Annotated in this window: 16 protein-coding genes; 11 read left to right on the top strand and 5 right to left on the bottom strand. The window is 55.3% G+C overall.

Translation table 11 applies throughout. From position 1 onward, the window contains the following. The first annotated feature begins 1 nt into the window (after position 1). Complete coding sequence (locus tag EJV47_RS00635) at positions 2–1,066, top strand: UbiA family prenyltransferase (RefSeq protein WP_126691203.1); 1,065 nt, start codon at positions 2–4, stop codon at positions 1,064–1,066. Here the strand turns inward: EJV47_RS00635 and EJV47_RS00630 are convergent. Next, complete coding sequence (locus EJV47_RS00630; protein WP_126691202.1) at positions 1,063–2,010, bottom strand: glycosyltransferase family 2 protein; 948 nt, start codon at positions 2,008–2,010, stop codon at positions 1,063–1,065. The genes EJV47_RS00635 and EJV47_RS00630 overlap by 4 nt on opposite strands. A 41-nt stretch (positions 2,011–2,051) precedes the next feature. Further along, a complete protein-coding gene (locus tag EJV47_RS00625) occupies positions 2,052–3,002 on the bottom strand; it encodes a glycosyltransferase (protein ID WP_341539240.1) in 951 nt (316 codons plus the stop codon). 536 nt (positions 3,003–3,538) lie between these two features. Here EJV47_RS00625 and EJV47_RS00620 point away from each other — a divergent pair. From EJV47_RS00620 to EJV47_RS00585, 7 genes are all read left to right on the top strand, one after another. Further along, positions 3,539–4,363 carry an outer membrane beta-barrel protein gene (locus EJV47_RS00620; RefSeq protein WP_126691200.1) on the top strand — a complete coding sequence of 275 codons (825 nt, stop codon included), beginning with the start codon at positions 3,539–3,541 and terminating at the stop codon, positions 4,361–4,363. A 397-nt stretch (positions 4,364–4,760) separates the two neighbouring features. Then, positions 4,761–6,113 carry a site-specific integrase gene (locus EJV47_RS00610; RefSeq protein WP_207895805.1) on the top strand — a complete coding sequence of 451 codons (1,353 nt, stop codon included), beginning with the start codon at positions 4,761–4,763 and terminating at the stop codon, positions 6,111–6,113. 89 nt (positions 6,114–6,202) lie between these two features. Further along, on the top strand, positions 6,203–6,853 hold the full coding sequence (locus tag EJV47_RS00605) for a hypothetical protein (protein WP_126691198.1): 651 nt from the start codon (positions 6,203–6,205) through the stop codon (positions 6,851–6,853). Between the two features lie 106 nt (positions 6,854–6,959). After that, the gene (locus EJV47_RS00600; protein ID WP_126691197.1) at positions 6,960–8,441 is read left to right on the top strand and encodes a type I restriction-modification system subunit M; all 1,482 of its coding nucleotides are present in this window, start codon (positions 6,960–6,962) and stop codon (positions 8,439–8,441) included. Then, positions 8,438–9,613: a restriction endonuclease subunit S gene (locus EJV47_RS00595; protein WP_126691196.1), complete on the top strand. Its 1,176-nt coding sequence runs from the start codon at positions 8,438–8,440 to the stop codon at positions 9,611–9,613. Before EJV47_RS00600 ends, EJV47_RS00595 begins: the two co-directional genes overlap by 4 nt. After that, a complete protein-coding gene (locus EJV47_RS00590; protein ID WP_126691195.1) occupies positions 9,613–12,945 on the top strand; it encodes a DEAD/DEAH box helicase family protein in 3,333 nt (1,110 codons plus the stop codon). Before EJV47_RS00595 ends, EJV47_RS00590 begins: the two co-directional genes overlap by 1 nt. 103 nt (positions 12,946–13,048) lie before the next feature. Beyond that, complete coding sequence (locus EJV47_RS00585; RefSeq protein ID WP_126691194.1) at positions 13,049–15,535, top strand: S8 family peptidase; 2,487 nt, start codon at positions 13,049–13,051, stop codon at positions 15,533–15,535. Here the strand turns inward: EJV47_RS00585 and EJV47_RS00580 are convergent. Together EJV47_RS00580 and EJV47_RS00575 are read right to left on the bottom strand one after the other, a co-directional pair. Then, positions 15,522–16,547 carry an AAA family ATPase gene (locus EJV47_RS00580; protein ID WP_126691193.1) on the bottom strand — a complete coding sequence of 342 codons (1,026 nt, stop codon included), beginning with the start codon at positions 16,545–16,547 and terminating at the stop codon, positions 15,522–15,524. The genes EJV47_RS00585 and EJV47_RS00580 overlap by 14 nt on opposite strands. Positions 16,548–16,890: 343 nt before the next feature. Then, positions 16,891–18,567, bottom strand: coding sequence for a hypothetical protein (locus EJV47_RS00575; protein ID WP_126691192.1), 1,677 nt, complete (start codon positions 18,565–18,567; stop codon positions 16,891–16,893). 376 nt (positions 18,568–18,943) lie between these two features. On the opposite strand from EJV47_RS00575, the gene EJV47_RS00570 reads away from it, so the two are divergent. Both EJV47_RS00570 and EJV47_RS00565 read left to right on the top strand, forming a co-directional pair. Continuing rightward, the gene (locus EJV47_RS00570) at positions 18,944–19,795 is read left to right on the top strand and encodes an AAA family ATPase (protein ID WP_279389052.1); all 852 of its coding nucleotides are present in this window, start codon (positions 18,944–18,946) and stop codon (positions 19,793–19,795) included. After that, the gene (locus tag EJV47_RS00565; protein ID WP_243650963.1) at positions 19,770–20,795 is read left to right on the top strand and encodes a DUF3871 family protein; all 1,026 of its coding nucleotides are present in this window, start codon (positions 19,770–19,772) and stop codon (positions 20,793–20,795) included. Before EJV47_RS00570 ends, EJV47_RS00565 begins: the two co-directional genes overlap by 26 nt. Before the next feature lie 45 nt (positions 20,796–20,840). Here the strand turns inward: EJV47_RS00565 and EJV47_RS00560 are convergent, their stop codons facing one another. Beyond that, entirely contained in the window at positions 20,841–21,077 is a 237-nt protein-coding gene (locus tag EJV47_RS00560) for a helix-turn-helix domain-containing protein (RefSeq protein WP_165903559.1), read from the bottom strand. 433 nt (positions 21,078–21,510) lie between these two features. Between EJV47_RS00560 and EJV47_RS00555 the strand changes: the two genes are divergently transcribed. Beyond that, positions 21,511–21,942, top strand: coding sequence for a hypothetical protein (locus EJV47_RS00555; protein ID WP_126691190.1), 432 nt, complete (start codon positions 21,511–21,513; stop codon positions 21,940–21,942). Positions 21,943–22,014: the final 72 nt, after the last annotated feature.

Here is a 22,014-nt window from a genome sequence, read left to right as displayed (position 1 = left end):
CATGCCACAAGAACCGGGGCTGGCCTGGCCGCAGAATTCCGGGGCTTTGCTGTCGATGACGCGCGCCAGCGAGTGGTGGGCCTACAAGTTCGCCCCCATTCTGGCCACGGCCTACGCCACGGCGGCTCTGGCGCGGGTCCCGTTAGCGCCGCTGCTGCCCCGGCTGCTGCTGCTGCTGCTCGCCTTCACGGTGGGGGCCATCTACGTCAGCGTGCTGAATGACTGGACCGACCGGGCCGATGATGCCGCTGCGGGCAAGTCCAACCGCCTGGCCCGGCAGTCGGGCGGGGTGGTGGCGCTGGTGCTGGCCGGCTGCGCCGCCGTAGGCCTCATCATCGGGGGGTATTTCTGGCAGCTCAGCCCCTGGACGGCCGGCCTGTACCTGGGCGCCTGGGTGACGTACTCGCTGTACTCGCTGCCGCCGGTGCGCCTCAAGGTGCGCGGAAGCTGGGGGCTGCTGGCCGATGCCGCCGGCGCCCACCTGTTTCCGCAGCTGCTGACGGCCACGGTGGTTAGTCAGTGGGCGGGCGTGGCACCCTCGGGGCCCTGGCTGGTGGCCGTGGGCGCGTGGGCGCTGGGCTGCGGACTGCGCAATATCCTGTGGCATCAGCTGGGCGACGCGGCCAACGACGCGCAGGCGGGCGTGCGCACCTTTGTGGTGCAGTGGGGCGCACGGGCAGGCCACCGCCTGGCCCTGGGCGCTCTGCTGCTGGAAGCAGTAGGCCTGGGCTTGCTGCTGTACCTGGGCCGGCAGCCGCTGGCCTACCTGGCGCTGGCCCTGTACGGCGGCCTGACGTACCTGCGCGCCCGTGTGTGGCAGCAGCCGGTAGTGGTGGCGCAGCCCCAGGCCGGCCAGCACATCCTGCTCAACGAGTACTACGAGGTGTACTACCCGCTGGTCCTGCTGCTGGGGCAGGTCTGGCGCTTTCCCTCCGATGCCTGGGTGCTGGGGCTGCACGGCGCGTTGTTCGGCCTGCACAGCTGGCAGCGGCTGCACCTGTGGGGTGCGGCCTCGGCGGTGCTGTGGAGTAAAGCGCGGCAGCTGCTGCATAAGGTCGGCGCCTAGCCTTTGGTATACTGGTTTCGGAGGTAGTCGGCCAGCGCCAGCACGATGCGGCGGCCAGTCGCCACCGGCGCTATGCTAAAGGCCTTGACCATGTGGCGCAGCATGGCCTTTTTCTCGGCGTGCTTGTAGCTTTTGTACGCGTACTCAACGTAATGCTGAGCTTGCCGCTGACGTAAAATAAGTACTTCGGAGCGTTGCAACCGGGCCCGATGACGCTCCAGGAGCAAAGGCTCGTCGTGAAAGTTCAACTCCTGCGCCACCGCCACGTAGTTGCGCCCGTCGTAGATATTCTCCCCGTGAATTCGCTTCAGCCAGTGGGGAGTCAGCGTGAAGGCCGCGGCGGCGGGCTGCTGCATCACTATATCGAGCAGCAGACACCAATCGTCGGCAATAAGCATCTGCTCATTCCAGCCGCCCGGCATCACGCTGCGTCGGATAATGAGTGCCGAGGAAGGGGCCGGGCAGGTTTCCAGCATCATGCGCCGCGTTTGGGCCGAATTGAGGTGCCACCAGTCGCCAACGGCCCGCGTGAGGTAGAGCTGCTGCGCTGCTGCTTGGCGAAAAAAGCTCTCCAAGCCGTTGTGTCCGCTGTCGGCCCGCCAGTTCATAAACACCAAGCTCAGTTCGGGCCGCAGTTGCTCGAGGCCGCTGCTCAAAAAGCCAGGGTCCCAGATATCGTCCGAATCAAGCGAAGCCACGTACTCGCCCTGGCAATGGCGCAGGCCGGCGTTGCGGGCCGCTGCCTGGCCCTGATTGGGTTGGTAAATGTATTCTACTTCCGCAAAGCCGCTTACCAGCTGCCGGGTATTGTCCTGGGAGCCATCGTCGACGACGATAATCTGCTTGTGTGGGTAGTCCTGGGCCAGGACGCTGCGGATAGCGTCGGCCAGCAGATGAGCCCGGTTGTACGTCGGAATGATAACAGAAACCAGGCCGCGTTGCATGTAAAAACAAACTTTGTAAAGTGGGAAAGCACAGTTACGCGCTAGTTCTCAATGAGCTGCAGCAGGTGCTGACTAAGCAACTCGCCCGGGTTGGGCGGAACATAGGCCCGGGCCTCGGCGGCGGCGCGCCGGCCAATGCTAGGCCAGTCGGCGCAGCGAAGCCAGGCGCGCTCTAGGGCTTCGTCGAGGGCCGCCACGGTGGCGGCCCCGGCCACAAAGCCCGTTTCATTGTCGTGGAGCAGCTCGGCGGTGCCGCCGGCCGCCGTGGCAATGGCTGGCCGCCCACAGAGCATGGCTTCGACCAGGGCCAGCGGCAGCCCCTCGTAGCGCGACGACAGCACCAGGGCGTGATGCGTAGCCCAAACGGTGGTGATATCCGGCACCTGGCCCGCCCAGGTCACGCGCCCATGCAGGCCGAGCAGTTCGGCCATGTCGCGCAAGGCCGGCTCGTCGCCACCACTCCCAAAAAAGGAAACGTGCAGGGGGCGCTGCCGCCACTTGGGCAGCGCCAGCACCTGCAGCAGGATATCCTGCCCCTTGTCCAGCACCTCCAGCCGGGCCACGCAGGCCAGCCGTACCACGGGCGCAGAGGCCGGCCAGGGCAATTCCCCCGCGTGCGGTACATTGAACGGGTTCGGAACGACGCTGGCGCGGGGCAGCGTCAAGCCCAGTTGGTGCTGGGTTACAGCCAGATTGTGGCGGGCGACGAAGTAGCAGTGCCGGGCAGCGTCGTAGGCCAGGCGGGCCGCCGCCCGCTGGTGCACCGGCGGAAAGAAGATTTCGGCCGCTTTCTGCGATACCAGCACGAAGGGTTGATTGGCGCTGCGGCAAGCATCGGCAAACCCGATGCCGTCGAAATTCGAGCCTTGCGCCACCACCACCAAGTGCGGCTGTTGCTGCTGCAGATGCTGCCGAAGCTGCGCCAGCTGACTTGCGCCAGCAGTCCATTGCCGGTGCGTGGGCAGCACCCGGTTGAGTAGCCGGTCTGCCAAGGTGGGCGCGGCCCCTAGTCCGACCACTTGGCAGCCAGCTGCCCGTAGCTGTTGGATCCGCGGATGCTGGGCATCAAAGGCCGTCTTCAGAATAGTGACCTGGTGCCCTCCCGCTCGCAGGGCAAGGGCGGCTTCTGCCCATAATTCCTCACTTCCCCCCCACGGAATAATACAGGAACTGATAATGCTAAAACGCATGCAAAATGCTCAAACTATAAGTTTTTTCTTGAGGGCAAGGGAAGGGCAAACTCATCATTGATGCATAAAGGTACTGAAATTATTACTATAAAATTATAAATTTTGCCATAGTATTTTGTATTGGTTTAGTGAAGAGCAGCGCGAAGATGAGGTGGTAGGGTTAGGCCATGACTGCTAAATCGTGGTCATGAGTTGTTGCGCGAAGTAGTTAAGAAGTAGTAGCCAATGCCACCCGACGACGGTACGGCAGGACGTGACCCGCGCGGCCGAGGCCCAACGCGCCGTGGCGCAGGTAGTCGCCCCGCACGGACGACTTAGCGGAGCATGGCCTGCCCAGCGTGCAGGAGCTGGCGGAAAAGCTGCACCTTTCGGCCAATTACCTCAGTGACCTGCGGCGTACCCGCACCAAGTTAAGCGCCCGGCAGCACATTCAGCAACAGGTGCTGGTCCAAGCCAAGCTGCTAAAGCTACTACTGGCCCTCGGGCTCGTCGGGTTTGGTGCGCCTGCTGCCTTCGCCCAGCTTCCGGCTGCCGCCAACGCTGGTGAGCTGCCCGCTACGGCGTCCGTTTTCCGGGCCGGGCTGAAAGGCGGCTATAATCTGGACGGCCTGCGGGGCGAAACAACCCGCATCAACCGCCAGGACCGCCATGATGTTCACGCCGGGCTATGTGGCCAGGTGCAGCTGACGCACTTTTCCGCCATTCAGGCGGAGGTCTTGTATTCGCGCCTGGGCTTTACGGGCACCCCCAGCCCCAGCGCCAGCCCCGAGAGCTACCGCCTGGATTATCTGACGGTGCCGCTGCTTTACGTCGGGCGCGTGAGCAACACCTGCCGGGTGCAGACTGGTGCCCAAGCCGGCGTACTCTTGCGGGCCGGGCGCGATGGTGAGAGCCTGGCCCGCAGAACGGCCGGCTTCACCGGTATGGACTACGGGGCCGTGCTGGGCGTGGAGGCGCAACGCGGGCCGGTACGGGTGGGCGTTCGGCAAACCCTGAGCCTGGGAAAACTCTTCACCAACGCCGCCGGGCCCGGCTCCGTGGCCGCACACTTTCAGCACGCCGAGCTGTGCCACTTCCTGTTCCGGCTTCGACCTGATGCGCTAAGAACCAGTGCAGGGCAAACAGTTGTCGGCGAAGAGCTGGTGCCGCCAGTTCACCATTAGCCAGGTCATGCAGCCCGGGCCGAAGCTCAGTTGTGGGCGGGGGCGCATCATCAGGTTACGTAGATGCTTCTTCGGTCTGACGACGTCGGGTTGTAGAATTGACGAGGTAGCAAACCAAGCCAGCAGGTTCTGGAGGGTGGCAGCAGTCATCAGAGTAGACAGTGAAAAACCACGGGACTCCAGTAGCCCAGTTGTTTCACCCAAAAGCAAATCAGCCACTCAGACCTGTGTCTAAGTGGCTGATTCTAAGTGAGCGGGAAACGAGGCTCGAACTCGCGACCCTCAGCTTGGGAAGCTGATGCTCTACCAACTGAGCTACTCCTGGATCTGCGTCTACGCACTGGAAACGCACTTTTGCACATCTACGACAGACTGCTTTACCCCTGGTCGGCAACACTTGTTTGCCCCGCTGTTTGCCCCGTCGGCAGCGGTTACGACCATGAGTAAAACCACTGACCACAAGGAAGGACGCGCTAGCGTCAAGGTGTTCTACAAGACCGGAAAAACGCTCGCCGACGGTTCACACCCCTTTTACGTCCGGATCATCAAGAACCGCAAGCAGGTTACCCGCGCCACCGGCTTGTCGTTGCACCCGAAGTACTGGAACCACGACAAGCAGGAGATTCGGCGCAACTACCCCGAGCCGTACCGAAGTGAGTTGATCCAGAAGCTCGACAAGTGGGTACAGAAGTTCTCCGATGCCGCGGGCGCACTGGCGGACGCCGACGAACGGCACGAAGCCGACGACGTACTTTCCCGCGCCGCTGAGGAACGCAAACAGCTGCGACGGGTGAAGGTGCTGGAATTTACCCAGGAGGTCGTTGACGAGCTGATGAAGACCAACCAGGTCGGCAACGCCAGCGTCTATCGTGACCTGCGTAACCAGCTCCTGAAGTTCATCCGCGACGAGTACCACGCCGACGACATCGCCTTCGAGAGGGTGACCGTGGCGTTCTGTAACCGGTGGGAAACGGTACTACGCGCATCCGGCATCCGCGAGATTACCCTGTCGTTGCGCTTTCGCACGTTGCGCGCCGTGCTGAACAAAGCCATTGCGAACGGTGATGCGAAGCTCGAACACTACCCCTTTGCGCGAAATGCAGCCGACAAGCACAAGTTCAGCATCGGGAAGTTCGACGTGACCACGCAAAAACGAGCCGTCAGCCGCGATGCCGTGCGGAAGCTGGAACAGCATCATCCCTCTACCGAACGGCTTCGCCTCGCGAAAGACGTGTTCCTGTTCTCGTTCTACTGCGGCGGTATCAACTTCGTGGACCTCGCACAGCTCCGGTGGTCGAACCTGACAGCCGCCGACGCGGAAGGGAAAACCCTGCGGCTACGCTACGAACGGCAGAAGACAGGTGGCAAGTTCGTCATGAAGTTGCTACCCCCAGCCGCAGCCATTGTGGAGTTCTACCGCCTGCTCACCCACGACGGACCGATGAGCTACGTGTTTCCGATTCTGCGACGCGATCAGCACATCACGACCACGCAGATCAAGAACCGGCTTCACAAAGTGCTTGGGCAGGTGAACAAGGACCTGAAAACCCTGGCCGCGACGGTTGGAATCGACACGCCGCTGACTACCTACGTTGCCCGCCATTCGTTCGCGACCAGCTTGAAGCAGAGTGGAGTAGCAACCGGCATCATCAGCGAGGCGATGGGACACAAGTCCGAGGCGGTGACGGCGGTGTACCTGGGTTCGTTCGAGTCTGAGACACTTGAGCAGGCGTTCGAGAACTTGCTTTGAGTAATCACTACCAGTAGATGCACCTTGAACTCGGTTTATTGTGCGTTTGCTGGTAGTTTTGACCTCTGCCAACTCATCAATTCGTGTTCATGTCACCGTTCGAAGTCGAGCTTTCTAAGATCGTTAAGGAATTCAAGAAAATGTCTGCTCTGATGTCTGATGATTCTCGCGAAGTAGTTGAGACGTACGACATCATAGCTCTGCAGGTGCGTTGTATTGCTGCTGTTGAGCGTGCCGCCGGACGTCAATCTTTGCACTTCGCTAGAGTATCAGCACCTCGACCGGACCGTTACACCGATTGGGGACAACTGGAACTACAAGTCGGTGTTGTAATGGCACTCCTTCATGATATAAAGAGTGGTTTCATGAAGGCATTTGCTGAGTTAGTGCACAGCTCGATGTTCAGTGACTTTCTCGAAATGGCAAGTCACCTTTTGGATGCGGGTTACAAAGATGCAGCCGCAGTCATAGCTGGTAGTACTCTTGAGGCGCACCTGCGACAACTGTGTGTTAAGTCTTCTATTCCACCTGACATCAACGGACGTCCGAAAAAAGCAGATGCTATGAACTCTGACCTTGCTTCAGCAGGAACCATTACGAAGCTCGACCAGAAGAGTGTAACCGCATGGTTAGGTCTGAGGAACGATGCTGCTCACGCGAACTACAATGTCTATGATGAACCACGGGTGCGCTTGATGATCGACGGTATAAGGCACTTCATCACCGTCTACCCGGCATAGTTCAAGAAAGCGCCTTCAGGTGGAGGCGCTTTTTCTTATGGTACCAGTGATAGGCTGTGGGTTCTGGTGACTAAGTTTGGTAAGGGATATACCCCTTTGCTGATACATGCTTACCAAAGAACTACGGAGCAAGATTGACCGCGTGTGGGAAGCGTTCTGGACCGGTGGTCTGTCGAACCCCATCACTGTCATCGAGCAGATGACCTACCTGCTGTTCATCAGACGGTTGGACGATTTGCAAACCCAGCGCGAGCAGAAAGCCGCGTTTCTAAAAAAAGACATTGAAAACCCGATCTACCTGCCGCTGGAGTACGAGCTGCGGTGGAGCTACTTCAAAAACGCCGACCCGGACGTAATGTACCGGCTGTTCACACGCGAAGGTGGTGTTTTCGACTTCTTGAAGAACATGGGTTCCCGTGAGGGAACGTTTGCCACGTACATGAAGGGTGCGACCTTCATGATTCCGACGCCGCGTTTGCTGGCTCAGGTCGTGGACATGTTGAGCCAGATCAACATGGATGACCGTGACACCAAGGGTGACGTGTACGAGTACATGTTGAGCAAGATTGACAAGTCAGGTCAGAACGGGCAGTTTCGTACCCCACGCCACATCATCAAGATGATCGTGGAGATGGTGAAACCGACGCCAGAGGACATCATATGTGACCCCTCGGCGGGGACCTGCGGCTTCCTTGTTGCGGCAGGGGAGTACCTGCGCGACCATCACGCCGACGAACTGTTGAAGCCGGAGGTGCAAAAGCACTTCCAGGAGAAAACGTTGATTGGCACCGAGTTCGACCCGACTATGATTCGCATCGGGGCGATGAACCTGATGCTGCACGGCATGGACAACCCTCACTTGGTACAGGTAGATGCGCTCAGCGAGGACAATGCCGGGTTCACAGAGAAAGCCACCGTGGTGCTGGCAAACCCGCCGTTCACAGGTTCTCTCGACCGTGATGCCGTGGACCCGAAACTTCTTAACATCGTGGACAGCAAGAAAACCGAACTGTTATTCCTCGGTCTGATCCTGAAAGGTCTACAACTCGGCGGTCAGGCAGCAGTGATTGTACCCGACGGTGTGGTGTTCGGTAACAGTAAAGCGCACCAAGTCATCCGCAAGACAATCATCGACCAGCACTTACTGACCGGCGTTGTGTCTATGCCGGCTGGGGTATTCAAACCCTATGCTGGGGTAAGCACTGCCATTTTGTTCTTCACCAAGACCGGGGTAGGTGGTACTGATAAGGTGTGGTTCTACGACATGCAAGCCGATGGCTTTAGCTTGGACGACAAGCGTACTCCGATTTCTGAGAACGACATCCCTGATGTGGTTACCCGTTGGCACAACCGCGCCGCTGAAGCGGATCGGACCCGCACCGACAAGAGCTTCCTCGTGATGGTGGAGGAAATCCGCCGCAACAATTACGACTTGAGCATCAACCGCTACAAGGAAGTTGTGCATGAGCAAAAGCAGTACGACAGCCCCGAAACCATCATCGCGCAAATCGAAGCATTAGACGCAGAAAGGCGTGAACTACTCGAAGACCTGAAGTCTATGGTTCTGTCCGAAGTACTGGCAGTATGAAGTGGGAAATCCGTGAGCTAGGACAGGTTGCCGATACGACTAGTGGTGGAACACCGACCCGTACCAAGTCTGAGTATTGGGGTGGTGATATTCCATGGTTGAAGTCGGGGGAACTTCGTGACTGCTACATCGATAGCAACGAAGAGTTCATCACCGCGTCAGGTCTGAAAAACTCAAGTGCAAAGCTTTTCGCTCCGGGTACTTTGCTGCTTGCTCTTTACGGTGCAACTGCTGGTAAGCTCGGGATACTAGGTTTTCCAGCTTCGACCAACCAAGCGGTTTGTGGCATTACTCCAAAAGCTGATGTGATGCACACCAAGTTCTTGTACTACTTTCTGCTCTCGAAACGGGAACAGATTATCAAGGACAGCTTTGGGGGAGCACAACCGAATATTAGTCAAGGGTATGTGCGCAAGTTGCGAGTTCCGGTACCTCCGGTCCATGTACAGCAGCAGATTGCCGACACCCTCGACAAAGCCGACGCGCTCCGTCGTAAGGATCAGGAGATACTCCAGAAATACGACCAACTCGCGCAGAGCATCTTCTACGATATGTTTGGTGATCCAAGTACCAACGAAAAGGGATGGGTTTTCAAGGATGTAGAGTTGCTGTTGAGTCAGGAAAAGGATGGTACGAAATGCGGTCCTTTCGGTAGTGCGCTCAAAAAAGAAGATTATCAGTCTTCAGGCGTGCCTGTTTGGGTGATGGATAACATCAAGAACAGCACGTTCGATGAGACCGGCTGCTTGTTTATCAGCGAAGAGAAGTTTGCACAATTACGTAGCTATTGTATCGATCCAGGTGATATCATCATATCACGCGCAGGTACTGTTGGGAAGATGTGTGTGGTTGATACAGCATTTCCACATTCCATCATCAGCACGAACCTGATTCGTCTCTCTCTCAACAAGTCAATGATTGAGCCGGAGTACTTTGTGTTGTTGTTCAAGTACTTCGGTAACAAGATTGGTCGCTTACGCAAAGGAGCAGATGGCGCTTTCACTCACATGAACACATCAGTGCTTTGTAGCTTGACGATTCCTGTTCCTCCTCTAGAACTGCAAACCGCATTTTTGCACGTTCTTGATCGGGTGAAAGCCAGTAAAGACCTTGTTACAAAGAACAGGACAAACGCGTTATTTACCAGTTTGCTACAGCAGTACTTAGCCTGATGTCTAACTTCTCGTTTCTATCCGCCGACTGGAGCACGTTAGCACCGACCTTACAACTCGCTGAACAGCACATCTACACGGCACCACCTTATGCGGCGGTGTTGTGCCGGAAGGCGCTGGAAGAGTGGGTACGGTGGATATACGAGAACGACGCCGACCTTGAACAACCGTACGACACCTCGCTGAACTCGCTGCTGCACCAGCCGGACATGCGCGTGCTGTTAGCGCCGTCGCTGTTTAAGCAGGTTAACCTCGTCCGTAAGCTCGGCAACGACGCGGCGCATGGTACGCTCACCATCAAACCCGAGCAGGTACTACACGTCCTGCAACTCATGCACGGCTTCGCGGCTTGGGTAGTCAATGTGTACAGCCCCAAGCGGGTGAGCGTGCCGGCGTTCGATGTCAACCTGGTTCCGCAGGACGCGCCGGTCGGCAAGTACAAAGAGCAGATTAAGGAGGTTGAAGCCGCGTTTCTGCAGAGTCAGGAGCTGAACCGTCAGCTGCAAGCAGAACTCGACCGGATCAAAGCGAACAAGGACGCGCATGCGACGCTGCCACCCCCGCACGATCCGAACGAAGCCGTCACCCGCGAGCTGTACATCAACCTGCTGCTTGCCGAAGCCGGGTGGGACCCCCATGGCGCGAACGTAGCGGAGTACCCCGTTACGGGGATGCCCACCAGTGACGGACGCAACAACGGACCGGGGCGGGTGGATTATGTGCTCTGGGGGGACGACGGCAAACCCCTCGCGCTGGTGGAAGCCAAGCGCACCAGCAAAGATGCTCGTATCGGTCAGCACCAAGCAAAGCTGTACGCCGACTGTTTGGAGCAAGCGCACGGTCAGCGTCCGGTGCTGTTCTTCACCAACGGTTTCGAAACGTGGCTCTGGGACGACGCGGAGTACCCACCCCGGCGCGTACACGGCTTCTACAAAAAGGACGAGCTGGAGCGCCTGATACAACGCCGTACGACGCGTTCATCCTTGACCACGGCACCCATCGACCCTGCCATTGCCGACCGGTATTACCAGATTGAAGCCATCCGCAGCGTCGGCAAGGTGCTGGAAAGCCGGGGACGTGACGCGCTGCTCGTCATGGCAACCGGTACCGGCAAAACACGGACTGCTGCCGCGCTGATCGACGTGCTGAGCAAGTGCGGGTGGGCAAAGCGAGTACTCTTCCTCGCCGACCGCAACGCGCTCATCTACCAAGCGAAAAACGCGCTGACGAAGTCTCTGCCGAACCAGCCTGCCGTAGACCTTACTCGCGATAAAGACTATTCCCAGGCACGCATCGTGTTCTGCACGTACCAGACGATGATCAACCTCATCGATGAGAGCTACGACGACACGCAGCGCACCTTCGGCGTCGGGCACTTCGACGTAGTCATCTTCGACGAGATTCACCGCTCGGTCTACAACAAGTACAAAGCCATCTTCGAGTACTTCGACGCGTACCGCATCGGCTTGACCGCTACCCCCAAAGACGAAGGCGACCGGGATACTTACCTGCTGTTTGGTCTGGAACCCAACGTGCCGACGTTTGCCTATCAGCTGGACGAAGCAGTGAGCGATGGGTACCTGGTGCCACCGTTGAGCGTTTCCGTGCCGCTGAAGTTTCATCGGGAAGGAATTCGCTACAACGACCTTACCCCGGCTGAGAAACTCCAGTACGAAGAGAAGTTTGCTGACCCCCTCACGGGCGAATACCCCGACGAGATTGACGGCGGCGCGCTCAACGAATGGTTGTTCAACGAGGACACCGTGAATCACGTCCTAGCATACTTGATGACGCACGGCATCAAGGTCGCTGGTGGTGACCGATTAGGTAAGACCATCGTCTTCGCCCGTAGTCATAACCACGCAAAGTACATCGAAGAACGGTTCAACGCGCAATACCCGCAGTACAAGGGCGAGTTTTGCAAGGTCATAGATCATAAGGAAACCTACGCCTACGACCTGCTTAAGCGGTTTTCTGAGAAAGACGGAGCGCCGCACATCGCCGTGTCAGTGGATATGCTCGACACCGGCATTGACGTTCCGGAGGTGGTCAACCTCGTGTTCTACAAGCCGGTACGGTCCAGCGCGAAGTTCTGGCAGATGATTGGACGCGGCACCCGCCTGTGTACCGGTTTGCTCGGCGACGATCAGGACAAAGAGAACTTTCTGATCTTCGACTTCTGCGAGAACTTCGAGTTCTTCGGTCAAAACCCCAAGGGAAAAAACCCGAGCGGTGGCAAGTCGCTCACGCAACGACTGTTCGAGCAGCGGCTACGGCTGATCTTCAATCTGCAGAAGCACCGCGAACCCGAGCACTTCCAGTACGCCGACGAGCTTCGGCAGTACCTACACCGGCAGGTGATGCAGCTCAACGATGAGAGCTTCTTGGTCCGGCAGCACTGGCGGGTGGTAGAGAAGTACCGCGATGTTCACCAGTTCAACGCGCTCAACGAACTCAACATCAAAGAACTGGTGGACGAGCTTGCCCCGCTGGTCTTTGAGGAAGAATCCGACGAGCTGGCAAAGCGGTTCGACCTGATCTGCTACTCAATGCAGCTGGAGGTACTCAAAAACGGCACCATAGCCGCGCACCACGTCAACGAAGTTCAGGCGCTGGCAGACTCGCTCACGAAACGAGCATCCATCCCGATGGTCGCGGCGAAGCTCGATCTGATTCGTGAGGTGCAGGGCAAAGCCTACTGGGTAAGCACCTCCTTGTCGAAGCTGGAGCACTTACGGAAAGAACTCCGTCACCTGATGCGTTTCCGTGAAGCCAGTGTACGGGTTCCCGTCTACACTAACCTTGACGACGACATCACCGGAGTACATGAACCGCGTCCGGTGGTGGTGACCGGCGTCAACCTTGAAGCGTACCGTAAACGTGTTGCTCAGTACGTTCAGGAGCATAAAACCCACCTGACGATCCACAAACTGCGCACGAACCAGCCCATCGGCTTACCCGAACTGCAGGACTTGGAGAACATGCTGTTCGCACAGGGAGAAATCGGCACGCGGGAGCACTTCGAGAAGGCATACGGCAAGCAACCGCTCGGCAAGTTCGTACGCTCCATCGTCGGACTCGATCCCACGGCCACCCGCGAGGTCTTCAGCAAGTTTGTCAACAACCCGTCGATGAATGCGCAGCAAATCCGCTTCCTCGACCTGATCATCCAGTACCTCGGCACGAACGGTTACCTGGAAACCGAGAAGCTGTTTGAAGCGCCGTTCACCGAGGTGTCAGCACACGGTTTGCTCGGCGTTTTCAGCCAGGACGATGCAAGCGAGGTCGTTTCGTTGCTCGAACGCGTGAACCTGTACGCGGAAGCGGTATAAGTGTCAAAGGTCACTACTCATCCTACTTCTCTTGGTATGGTACTTCACGAGTAAATCATAGTATCTTAGTTCTCCAACATCCCTGGTGACTACGGCAGCGTTTATGTCGAGAGAACTACCCCATCTATTGTTAGTGAACCCGCGAGAGAGTTCAGCAGAGAATAGAACTCATCCGCGTAAGCCACCTGAGCAAGAAGAGAATGAGGTTTCCGCGGAAGGACTTCTGCAGCAAGCTGCTAGGTTCAGCAGGAACCTAGTGACGTTTGCTGAGGAACTTCGTCAACGCGATGATGAGCGTGATACTACACTCGGCGTACCAGAAACACTTACTTCTGTAGACATCGAGTTCCAAAATTGGTTTGACCCTTCAGAGTTTGAGAGGGTATACTACCGCGACTTTGGACTTGTAGTGAACCGGTACTCCGAATACAACCGATGTGCACTATTTACTGTCGTAGATAAAGAGAAGTTTGAGTACATGCTGGAGCAGTTTCGCGCCTTCGTAAACTGTACAGATCATGCTCTTCCAGAGTACACCGGACTAATAAGGTTTATCAAAGCCTTTCGTTTCCACTCCAAGACCCTTATCAATCCTCGACCAAGAGTCTCTCAAGGAGATCCTGTATACTTATCACTCGTCAACTTCGGGATTGAGCCTTCGGGTGATGCAAGACAGAGCTACGATGCCATTCGCACGGGATTAGAACGGTTTCTGAGGCAGGAAAATATCGAGTTCCAGCACAACGACTACACGGATGTGTATGAGCTAAAGAGCGTGACGGATACTCATGTAGATGCCATAGCTCGGAACTTTGACATCGTACATACGATCAGCTCGTTTTCATACGGGGTCATCCGCGAATCTGCGTTTGGGGTAGCAGTCCGAGACTTTCCGTTCTCCGTGAACGCACCCACAGAAGATCTACCCATTATCGGAGTTATTGACACTGGTGTCAGCAGTCATACTCCACTAGCGCCACTTATTGTCGCTACAGACTATACTGTTCCAGGCGGTGATGCTGCGGTTGATACCCATGGACATGGTACCTCGGTAGCTGCGTTTGCAGCTTTAGGCAAAAAGATAATCGGAGCAGTGAGAGGGAGACTAGATGCTGATGCTCGTATACTTCCCATAAAAGTACTTGATGGCAGGCAAGGGCATCTTTCTACTCTGGATGTAGGGAATCTGATTGTGCGTGCAAGGTATGAACACGGCGTACGGATCTTTGTGCTGACGATATGTTATGTGCAGCACCTAAGAACTGATGAAGCGCACAGTGACTATGCTAACTACCTTGATCAGATATCAAGAGAGCACGATCTGCTGATCTTCATCTCCACGGGTAACTACGACGTGTTGCTTGATACGTGCGTGTACCCCCGGCACTTCCTTGCTGAAGAGACCAACATGTGCAGTCCTGCCGAAAGTATGAACAACATTACGGTAGGTGCTACAGGAGCAAACTTCGAGGATGAGGTACCGATTACTCAACATGAGTACCCTTTTACGAGTAGCTCTTTACCAGCAGCTTACTCTCGCAAGTTTCACCTTGATGAGAAAAAGTGGAAGCAGAAAAACCGACACTTGTTCAAGCCTGATGTTGTGTACCCTGGTGGAAACTACATGCGGGTTTTGCACCGGGACCTAGGTCCCTGTCTTGATAATACGGGAGCTGCCGGGTTGCAGTATCTTTCTATCGTCCCCGGTGCTTTCTTCGGACGCGACGTCGGAACGAGCTTCTCAGCACCGCTGGTTGCGAACCTAGCTGCGAAAATGATGAGAAAGTACCCGCAGCTTCGCCTTCAGACCATCAAAGCACTGATCGTAAACAGTGCTGACCCAGTGAGGCTTGATGTACACAAAGACATTCTGTCCAATCACCTGCAACGTAGTATCGGTGGTAACGGTCTACCGAACGAGGTGTATTGCTTGTCTTCGAACGAAGACAACGCGACCATCATCATTGAAGACAAGATCAAGGTAGGGTACACCAAAGAGATCCCGGTAGAGCTGCCCCGTTACTTACGAGATGCTCACAAGAACAAATCTTTGATAAAAGTCACAGCTACACTGTGCTTTGCATTCCGACCAGTCAAGGGTTATCCGACAGCGTATTGCCCTGTCCATGTTGCTTTTGGTATGTTCCGCAACGTCGAGTTGGAGCAGGGTGTTGTGCGTGCGATGAAAAACGGAAGAACAAGGTACTACGCTACAGGTATCAACGGAGGACCATCTAAGAACTTCGTTTTCAGCGGAAACTGGTCTCAGGACGCCTATTTCAAGAAGCAGCAGTACTCGAATACGCAGAAGGTGACCTTCTATGTAAGCCGCGACTGGATTGAAAGAGAAGAAAACAAGTTCAAACTAGCGGTGCAGTGCGCCTTCCACAAGTGCTTGCCAGACTTCGTAACAGCAACACTTCCCGAAGAGTACGATTACTCTCTAGTGCTGCGCTTTCAAGAGAAAGTACCCATAGCGATGCAAACCCACGTGCTTTACGATGAACTGCAGGGCTGCAACAACTTACAAGTACTAGCTACATCCGAACTACAAGCGGAAGACGACCTGGAAGCAACTATCGAGCAGTAAGTTGTTGCTTTTCCTTCGTCACCAGATCTAACCAAAGTTTCGTGTCTACACGAGGTTTGGTTAGACTGGTACGTGAATGAGCAATAACGCTACGCTTCACCGCTGTGATCAACGTGCGCTGTATAGCATAGTAAGACAGACCTTGACATCCCTCAACGATAGACTTGAGGCTATTCTTCTTATCGAGCTCAACAAGACCAGACTTCAGCGTCTTCTTGATCAGTTCAAGGATATGGTCTGCATCGGGAAGTTCTAAATTGACTTTCAGATCGAAACGACGCAAGAGAGCTTCATCGATCATGTCTATCTGGTTTGTAGCGGCGATAACAACACTTGAGCTGGGTAGGTAGTCGAACAACTGAAGCAGCGTGTTTACCACGCGTTTCATCTCACCGTGATCTTGACTATAGTCCCGCACTTTACCCAAAGTATCGAACTCGTCAATGAACACTATGCAGTCCTCTTGTGCAGCTCTACGGAAGATCTTAGCTAGGTTCTTACTCGTCTCACCGAGTTTGGAAGACACGATTGCGCCAAGGTTGACCACTAACATCATCTTCTCTAGTTCCCCGGCGAGAACATACGACGCTAAGGTTTTGCCGCAACCTGGAGGACCATAAAATAAGACCTTGTTCGACACGGGTAGGTCGAACTTGTGTAGCACCTCAAGTGCTTGGTGTTCCTTGATAAAGTAAGACAGCTCTTCCTTAACACTGTCCGTACAAACCAGCGACTCGAAGTGGTAGTCGGAGGTCAGTTGCTCAAGAATGAACTCACTGACCTCGCGGTCTTCTTCGCGTTGATGATGTTGCGGTGACCCGACTTTCAGCAAACCACTCGTCTGTTGCTGTCGGATCGAGTCCTTGAGTATAGACTGTAGCTGCAACGCGAAGTTGATGCGTTTGCTCTTCTTCGCGTGGTCAATGAGTTCATTCAAGGACGCAAGGAGACGTGCTTGGTCGTTCTCCAAGCCATACTTGGCTATGTCCTTGATGAAGTCAGTCTGAGACATCGTGGTGGTACCTGATGCAATATAGGATGGTTCAGCAGACTGTCTACCAGTCACTACCATCTATAGGATACGAACTTATGTACGAGAAGCGACCTTGTCTAGTCCTTGTGAACATCCCCTTTACGGTGCGAGGTTTCACGAAGACTAAAAATTTTAGCACTATTTGCTAAAAGTGTTTGATAGAAGCAAACATGCAAAGAAGAGATCGTGATAGCGGCGCTGTACTCGTGCAAAGTTAGCTGATTGGTAGTGCTCCCAACTTATGTTTCTCGAACAGTCAACAGTACATTAACAAATCTGAGTTGATACCTAGACTACGTCAAGGATTTCCGTACCCGTCTGATCACTCTTCCTCTGAGTCGTAGTAGTAAGGATTGAACACGATCTTCTCGCCGTTGTACTCTGGTGTCTGGCGTAGCAATGGTTCATCTCGATTTTCTCCTGCAAACGAGTACGCATTTGGTAGACCCTGCGCTACAGCCTTAGACCACTGTCTCACCGACTTAAGTGTGTCCTCCAAGATCGAATGAGCAAACGATTCTAACGCTTGCAATTCATCCTCACTGTCTTTCGATTCCTCTTTTATCCCTGGTTGCAAACCCATGATGGTGGTGAGTTCAGTAACCATCATGTTTTTCACGGCAGCGGCATACTGGGGTGGAGTAAGCAAGCTGTCATGAACCGAGAACAACGGCGCTTCAGGCAGGACAGCGGCGATGGTTTTGCTGACATGGTGCAACATCACACGGCTCTCAAGTCGCTGGAGCATGATGGGTAACAGCTTTCCTTCCAGCCTGTTCATACCCCGGATTACGCCTGCTTCGAGCGGATAAAGACGTTCGAAGCTTCGGAACTGCTCCGTTCTGAACTTGTAAGGTCTGTACTCGAAGAACAAGAACATTGCGAGTTTCTTCGCTTGTGCTTCATTGATGTGCTTCGTCGCCGTGGTGTTCAGCTGCTCAGCGAATTGCTTGTAGAACCCACTCTCCCAGGAAAACTGTCGAAATGATGATCTTGTAAGGAGTTGTTCGTCAGTAAGTTCCGTGAGAGTTGGAAACATACTGGAGTAAATATCCGGTGGGGGTGTCGGGGGGAGGAGAGGGGTGGAGGGTGTGTGTTGCGGTCCTTGTACCAAGGACTTAAAACCCAACGGGTTCTTCACGGTCATGCTATAAAACTTCCTGGAGAGAAGTTTCGTGAAGAAGTAGGGTTGTGACGACCGGATGTCCAGCGATACCAGCGGTTGACCGTCGTAAAGTAGAAACGAGCGAAGTTCCTTCTTGACGCGCGTAAGCACTGAGTGCAGGCGTTCGTCTTTGCCATCATTGCTCACTTGGTATACTCCGTTAGCTAACAACCGCAGATCATTGATTTGCTGGTTCATTCGAACGTGAGCACGACCCCTGGCTTCGAGTTTCTCGGCTTCGGAAAATTCTGATGCGTTGATCAACTCGTGGACGCGTCGGAACGATAGTTCGATAAAACTGTGAGCACGTTGAAGATCAACGGTCAAGCGCAAGGGGTTGAGCCATTTCGTCAGATGCGTGAGCGACGCGGGGTTCTTAACTCTTACCTGATCAGCTTCTTCCTGATTTCTCAGAAATCGTTCTCGCACCGTCCCGCTTAGCTCACGGTACACAGAAGCAGACGCTGCCATGTGCTTCGCAAGCCGGTAGCGTCTGCTACTACCGGTAGAGTATGAACCAGAAGCGTGTTCGATTATGCCGGCACTGATCAGTAAGTCCAGCGCCATTTTGTACCGATCACCACACGTCTTCTTCAGCAGCACAGCCGACAAAGGCAGGTAGCCTGTTGCTTCAAGCATTTCAAGTGCTTTATGATCATAACGATACCGGGACAAGGCACTCAGAATGAAGTAGCAAGCATTCTCCAGGTTCTTGCGTTCGACTTGAGAAGTGCTTGGGGTTACTGCGATATCGTGGTCGAACGAAAACACTTCTGGTATCCGGACGGTAGCAGAGCGACGAATTGAGGTGGAAGCGCTAGAACGTTTAGCCATGGGAGTTATGATCGGTACGAAAGTACCGAGCGCGCACGGACATCAGCTCATCCCAGTATCACGCTTTCTTCGAGTAAAAACAGGGACTCGGTTTCTGGAGTGCCTAGATCATAGATGGCTACGGTGAGATGTAAACCCGTGTAGTGACCATGGTTCTTCCCCGTGCGGGGGATGCTCACGCGTGTGGCCTGACCGTAACCGGTGATGTCGGTGGTCTGTGGGAGCGAGAGTATAGGGTCCCTGATCGGCTTGCCCCCCGGTCAGGATCAATCCACAGTACCCCCCGCCTCGAAGAGTAGCAAACTTTCAAACGTTAACTCTTCAGAAGTTGAAAACACAGCTAAACTTAAGTCGCGCTGATCGGCAACAGTGCCGGATGCGACTGCTCTTGCAAGGTCCCAGCGGTGCGGGAAAGACCATGAGCGCACTGCTCGTCGCCGTTGGTCTTGCGGGTGGTGACTGGTCAAAAGTCGCTGTCATCGACACGGAGCGTAGCGCCGACCTGTACGCGGACTTAGGACCCTTTCTGGTCTTATCGCCAACAGCGCCGTTCACCCCTGAGCGGTATGGGGAAGCGCTGTCGGTCTGTGAGGCTTCCGGCGTTGAGGTAGTAGTGCTGGACAGCATCTCGCCGTGCTGGGAACACCTGCTCGACTACCATTCCTCGCTGCCCGGTAACAGCTTCAGCAACTGGTCCAAGGTCACGCCGCGTCACAATGCCTTCGTAGAGCGCATCGCCCGTTCGCCGCTACACGTCGTGGCGTGTGTTCGTGCAAAAACCGAGTATGTTCTGTCCGAGAAAAACGGCAAGTCCAACGTGCCGGAGAAAGTCGGCATGAAACCCATCCAGCGCGACGGTATCGAGTACGAGTTTACGCTCGTGTTTGAACTGGATACACGGCACAACGCCGCAGCGACCAAAGACCGAACCCGTCTGTTCGCGGATCAACCATCGTTCCGACTTGGAGAGGGGACCGGTGAAGCGCTACTTGACTGGTGCCGCTCTGGTTCAGTTCCCATGCGTCCCGCCGACCCGCACGAGGCTATTCGAGCACAGATCAGCGCGTGCGTGACCATCGCCGACCTCACCGACCTCTACCACCAGCTCACACCGGCAGATCAAGACGCGCTGCGTCCTGACTTTCAGCAGCACAAACACCGCATTGCTTCCTCATCTTCTCAAACTTCTTCCACATCACAGCATGGAAACCACGCTCATGCGGCTTAGCCCCGCAACTCCGACCCCTACGACTAATCTTCACATCGTTCGAGAGCCAGGTACGCAAGTGCCTGGCTCTTCTGCTTCTTCAACATCCCGTGCGTTCATCGAAGCAAATACCATCGTCGTTACGCCGGAGGAAATTCGCCGTGACCACATCATCCCTGTGTATGCGCGTGATAACGAACCTCTCATCTCGCAAGGGGACTTTATCCAAGTTGCCGAAGAAGTCGTGTACGACGTCTTTCGCGGGGAACGGATTCTCGAACCGCAGATACGAGTCAGCCACCCGATCAAAGGACGCATCCCAGAGGCGCGCAACAAACCTGCTAACCAGCTTGAGGACCATGAGCGTACGATCTACTACGAACGTCTCGCGTTTTGCATCGAGCTGCCGAGCATCTATGATTATGTCGGTGGAAACCAACTCTCCCTCGTTGTGGGCGGCGTCAAGGCGTACAACCTTGACAACGTGAGCGGCAGACGCGGCTCCGCCGAGCATTTCAAGCTGTTCATCGGTTTCCAGAACCTCGTTTGCACGAACCTTTGCGTGCGAACTGACGGGTACATAGGCGACCTACGGGTAGGAAGCCTGGACCAACTACGTGCCGCCGTATACCAGTTGATCAGTAGCTACGAGCAACACCGGCATCTACGACAGATGCAGGCGCTGACGGAGTACGCGCTGACCGAGCACCAGTTCGCGCAGCTCATCGGGCGGTGCCGCATGTACCAGCACCTACCTGCCGCCGCTCGTCAGCAAATCCCTGCGTTGCTGTACGGGGATCAGCAACTCGGAACCGTGTGTCGGGACTACTACCGCGATGAACGGTTCTGCCGCGATGATAACGGCAACATCAACTTGTGGCGGTTGTACAACCTGTTCACCAACGCCTGCAAATCGACCTACGTTGATCAATTTCTCGACCGGTCCATCAACGCGCTGGATTTCACACTGCAAGTACAAGACGCCGTGGAAGGTCGTGCTACGAGCTGGTACCTGAGCTGACCGTTTATTTGAGAACCCGTTCCGGTACTGCACCGGGCGGGTTTCTCAGTCGGCTTCTTCCATGCCGGGAACCTTCACCAACTCGTGAAGGGGAATCTGCAGCGCTTTGGTCAGCGACAACAAAACGTCGATGGTGGCTGCAAACTGCGCTGTTTCAATCCTATGCACGGTTACGTTCGACACGTTAGCGTAGTCGGCAAGCTCCACTTGGCTCATCCCACGCTGCTCACGCAGCCGACGCAGATGCTCACCGAAAGCTTTGACTCCACCCGGGTTCTTCACGGGGAGCAAGCTCCGATAGTACTTTGGACACGTCTTTAGCATATATGTTAAAGAATGATCCGAAGTTTTTACTTTTAGGTCTGAACTGTGCGAACGAGAGAGTTCTGGTTCAGAAGACAAGTCTGTCGTCCTAACCACATATCGGAGTGCGCTCTATCATCGTGACCAGCACAATCGGCGTGCTGTTCAGTTTTCTTCTACCGTCGCGTGGAATGGCACCTGCGCCGCGCTCGGCATCTGTCTACGTGTGTGTCAGCAAAGCATCGGTAGCCTACCACCGACAAAAAACGTGCAGCGGACTCACGCGCTGCACTCACGAAATCCACATCATGTCCGCCGCACAAGCTCAGCAGCTCGGTAAACGCGCTTGCCGCAAATGCTACTGACCTGTGCGCGCAGAAACCCCAGAACCTTACAAGAACCTGCGATGTGTATGAAGCACCTCAACCGCCTTTTTCTGCTCTGTAGCTTCCTCTTCGTTACAACCCTGACTCATGGTCAGGTCATGCTCCGAGCATCGTTTTCCGACCTCAGAACCACGTACCAACGCTCTAGCGACTTCTTCGGATGGGAGGAAAAACTCGCTGAAGACGGTACTCCCATGGTCACGTACCGGGATTCGAGACAACCCAAGCTTCTGATATGCTGTTACCTTGACCGGGGTGTAGTGCAGAAGTACGGCTGGATCGGTCAGTACGACCAGTACTTCAAGTTCTTCGGTGACTTCTGTAATCAGAGCATGGTCTACAAGGGAGGTAACCAATGGCTTGACAAGGAAAACTCCTGCATCTGGACCTTGAAGACATTCACCGACAACCCCAGCCGTGTGAAGTGGGGAGTCGGGTTGTTCGCCGAACCGATCTAGTCAGACCTCACAACTCCTCCCCGAGAGGGGGATGCTCACACGACGCTTTCCAAGGGTTTCCCGTCGAAGTCG

Origin of the sequence: Hymenobacter gummosus (genome assembly GCF_003970915.1) — a bacterium.
GTDB lineage: Bacteria > Bacteroidota > Bacteroidia > Cytophagales > Hymenobacteraceae > Solirubrum > Solirubrum gummosum.
This window is presented reverse-complemented; position numbering and strand designations above follow the sequence as displayed.

What these genes read in the sequence shown, in the direction of transcription:
- EJV47_RS00605 (WP_126691198.1), top strand. Translation starts at nt 6,203, where the DNA reads ATGTCACCGTTCGAAGTCGAGCTTTCTAAGATCGTTAAGGAATTCAAG.
- EJV47_RS00590 (WP_126691195.1), top strand. Translation starts at nt 9,613, where the DNA reads ATGTCTAACTTCTCGTTTCTATCCGCCGACTGGAGCACGTTAGCACCG.
- EJV47_RS00630 (WP_126691202.1), bottom strand. Translation starts at nt 2,010, where the DNA reads ATGCAACGCGGCCTGGTTTCTGTTATCATTCCGACGTACAACCGGGCT.
- EJV47_RS00570 (WP_279389052.1), top strand. Translation starts at nt 18,944, where the DNA reads ATGCGACTGCTCTTGCAAGGTCCCAGCGGTGCGGGAAAGACCATGAGC.
- EJV47_RS00565 (WP_243650963.1), top strand. Translation starts at nt 19,770, where the DNA reads ATGGAAACCACGCTCATGCGGCTTAGCCCCGCAACTCCGACCCCTACG.
- EJV47_RS00600 (WP_126691197.1), top strand. Translation starts at nt 6,960, where the DNA reads ATGCTTACCAAAGAACTACGGAGCAAGATTGACCGCGTGTGGGAAGCG.
- EJV47_RS00575 (WP_126691192.1), bottom strand. Translation starts at nt 18,567, where the DNA reads ATGGCTAAACGTTCTAGCGCTTCCACCTCAATTCGTCGCTCTGCTACC.
- EJV47_RS00635 (WP_126691203.1), top strand. Translation starts at nt 2, where the DNA reads ATGCCACAAGAACCGGGGCTGGCCTGGCCGCAGAATTCCGGGGCTTTG.
- EJV47_RS00580 (WP_126691193.1), bottom strand. Translation starts at nt 16,547, where the DNA reads ATGTCTCAGACTGACTTCATCAAGGACATAGCCAAGTATGGCTTGGAG.
- EJV47_RS00555 (WP_126691190.1), top strand. Translation starts at nt 21,511, where the DNA reads ATGAAGCACCTCAACCGCCTTTTTCTGCTCTGTAGCTTCCTCTTCGTT.
- EJV47_RS00585 (WP_126691194.1), top strand. Translation starts at nt 13,049, where the DNA reads ATGTCGAGAGAACTACCCCATCTATTGTTAGTGAACCCGCGAGAGAGT.
- EJV47_RS00595 (WP_126691196.1), top strand. Translation starts at nt 8,438, where the DNA reads ATGAAGTGGGAAATCCGTGAGCTAGGACAGGTTGCCGATACGACTAGT.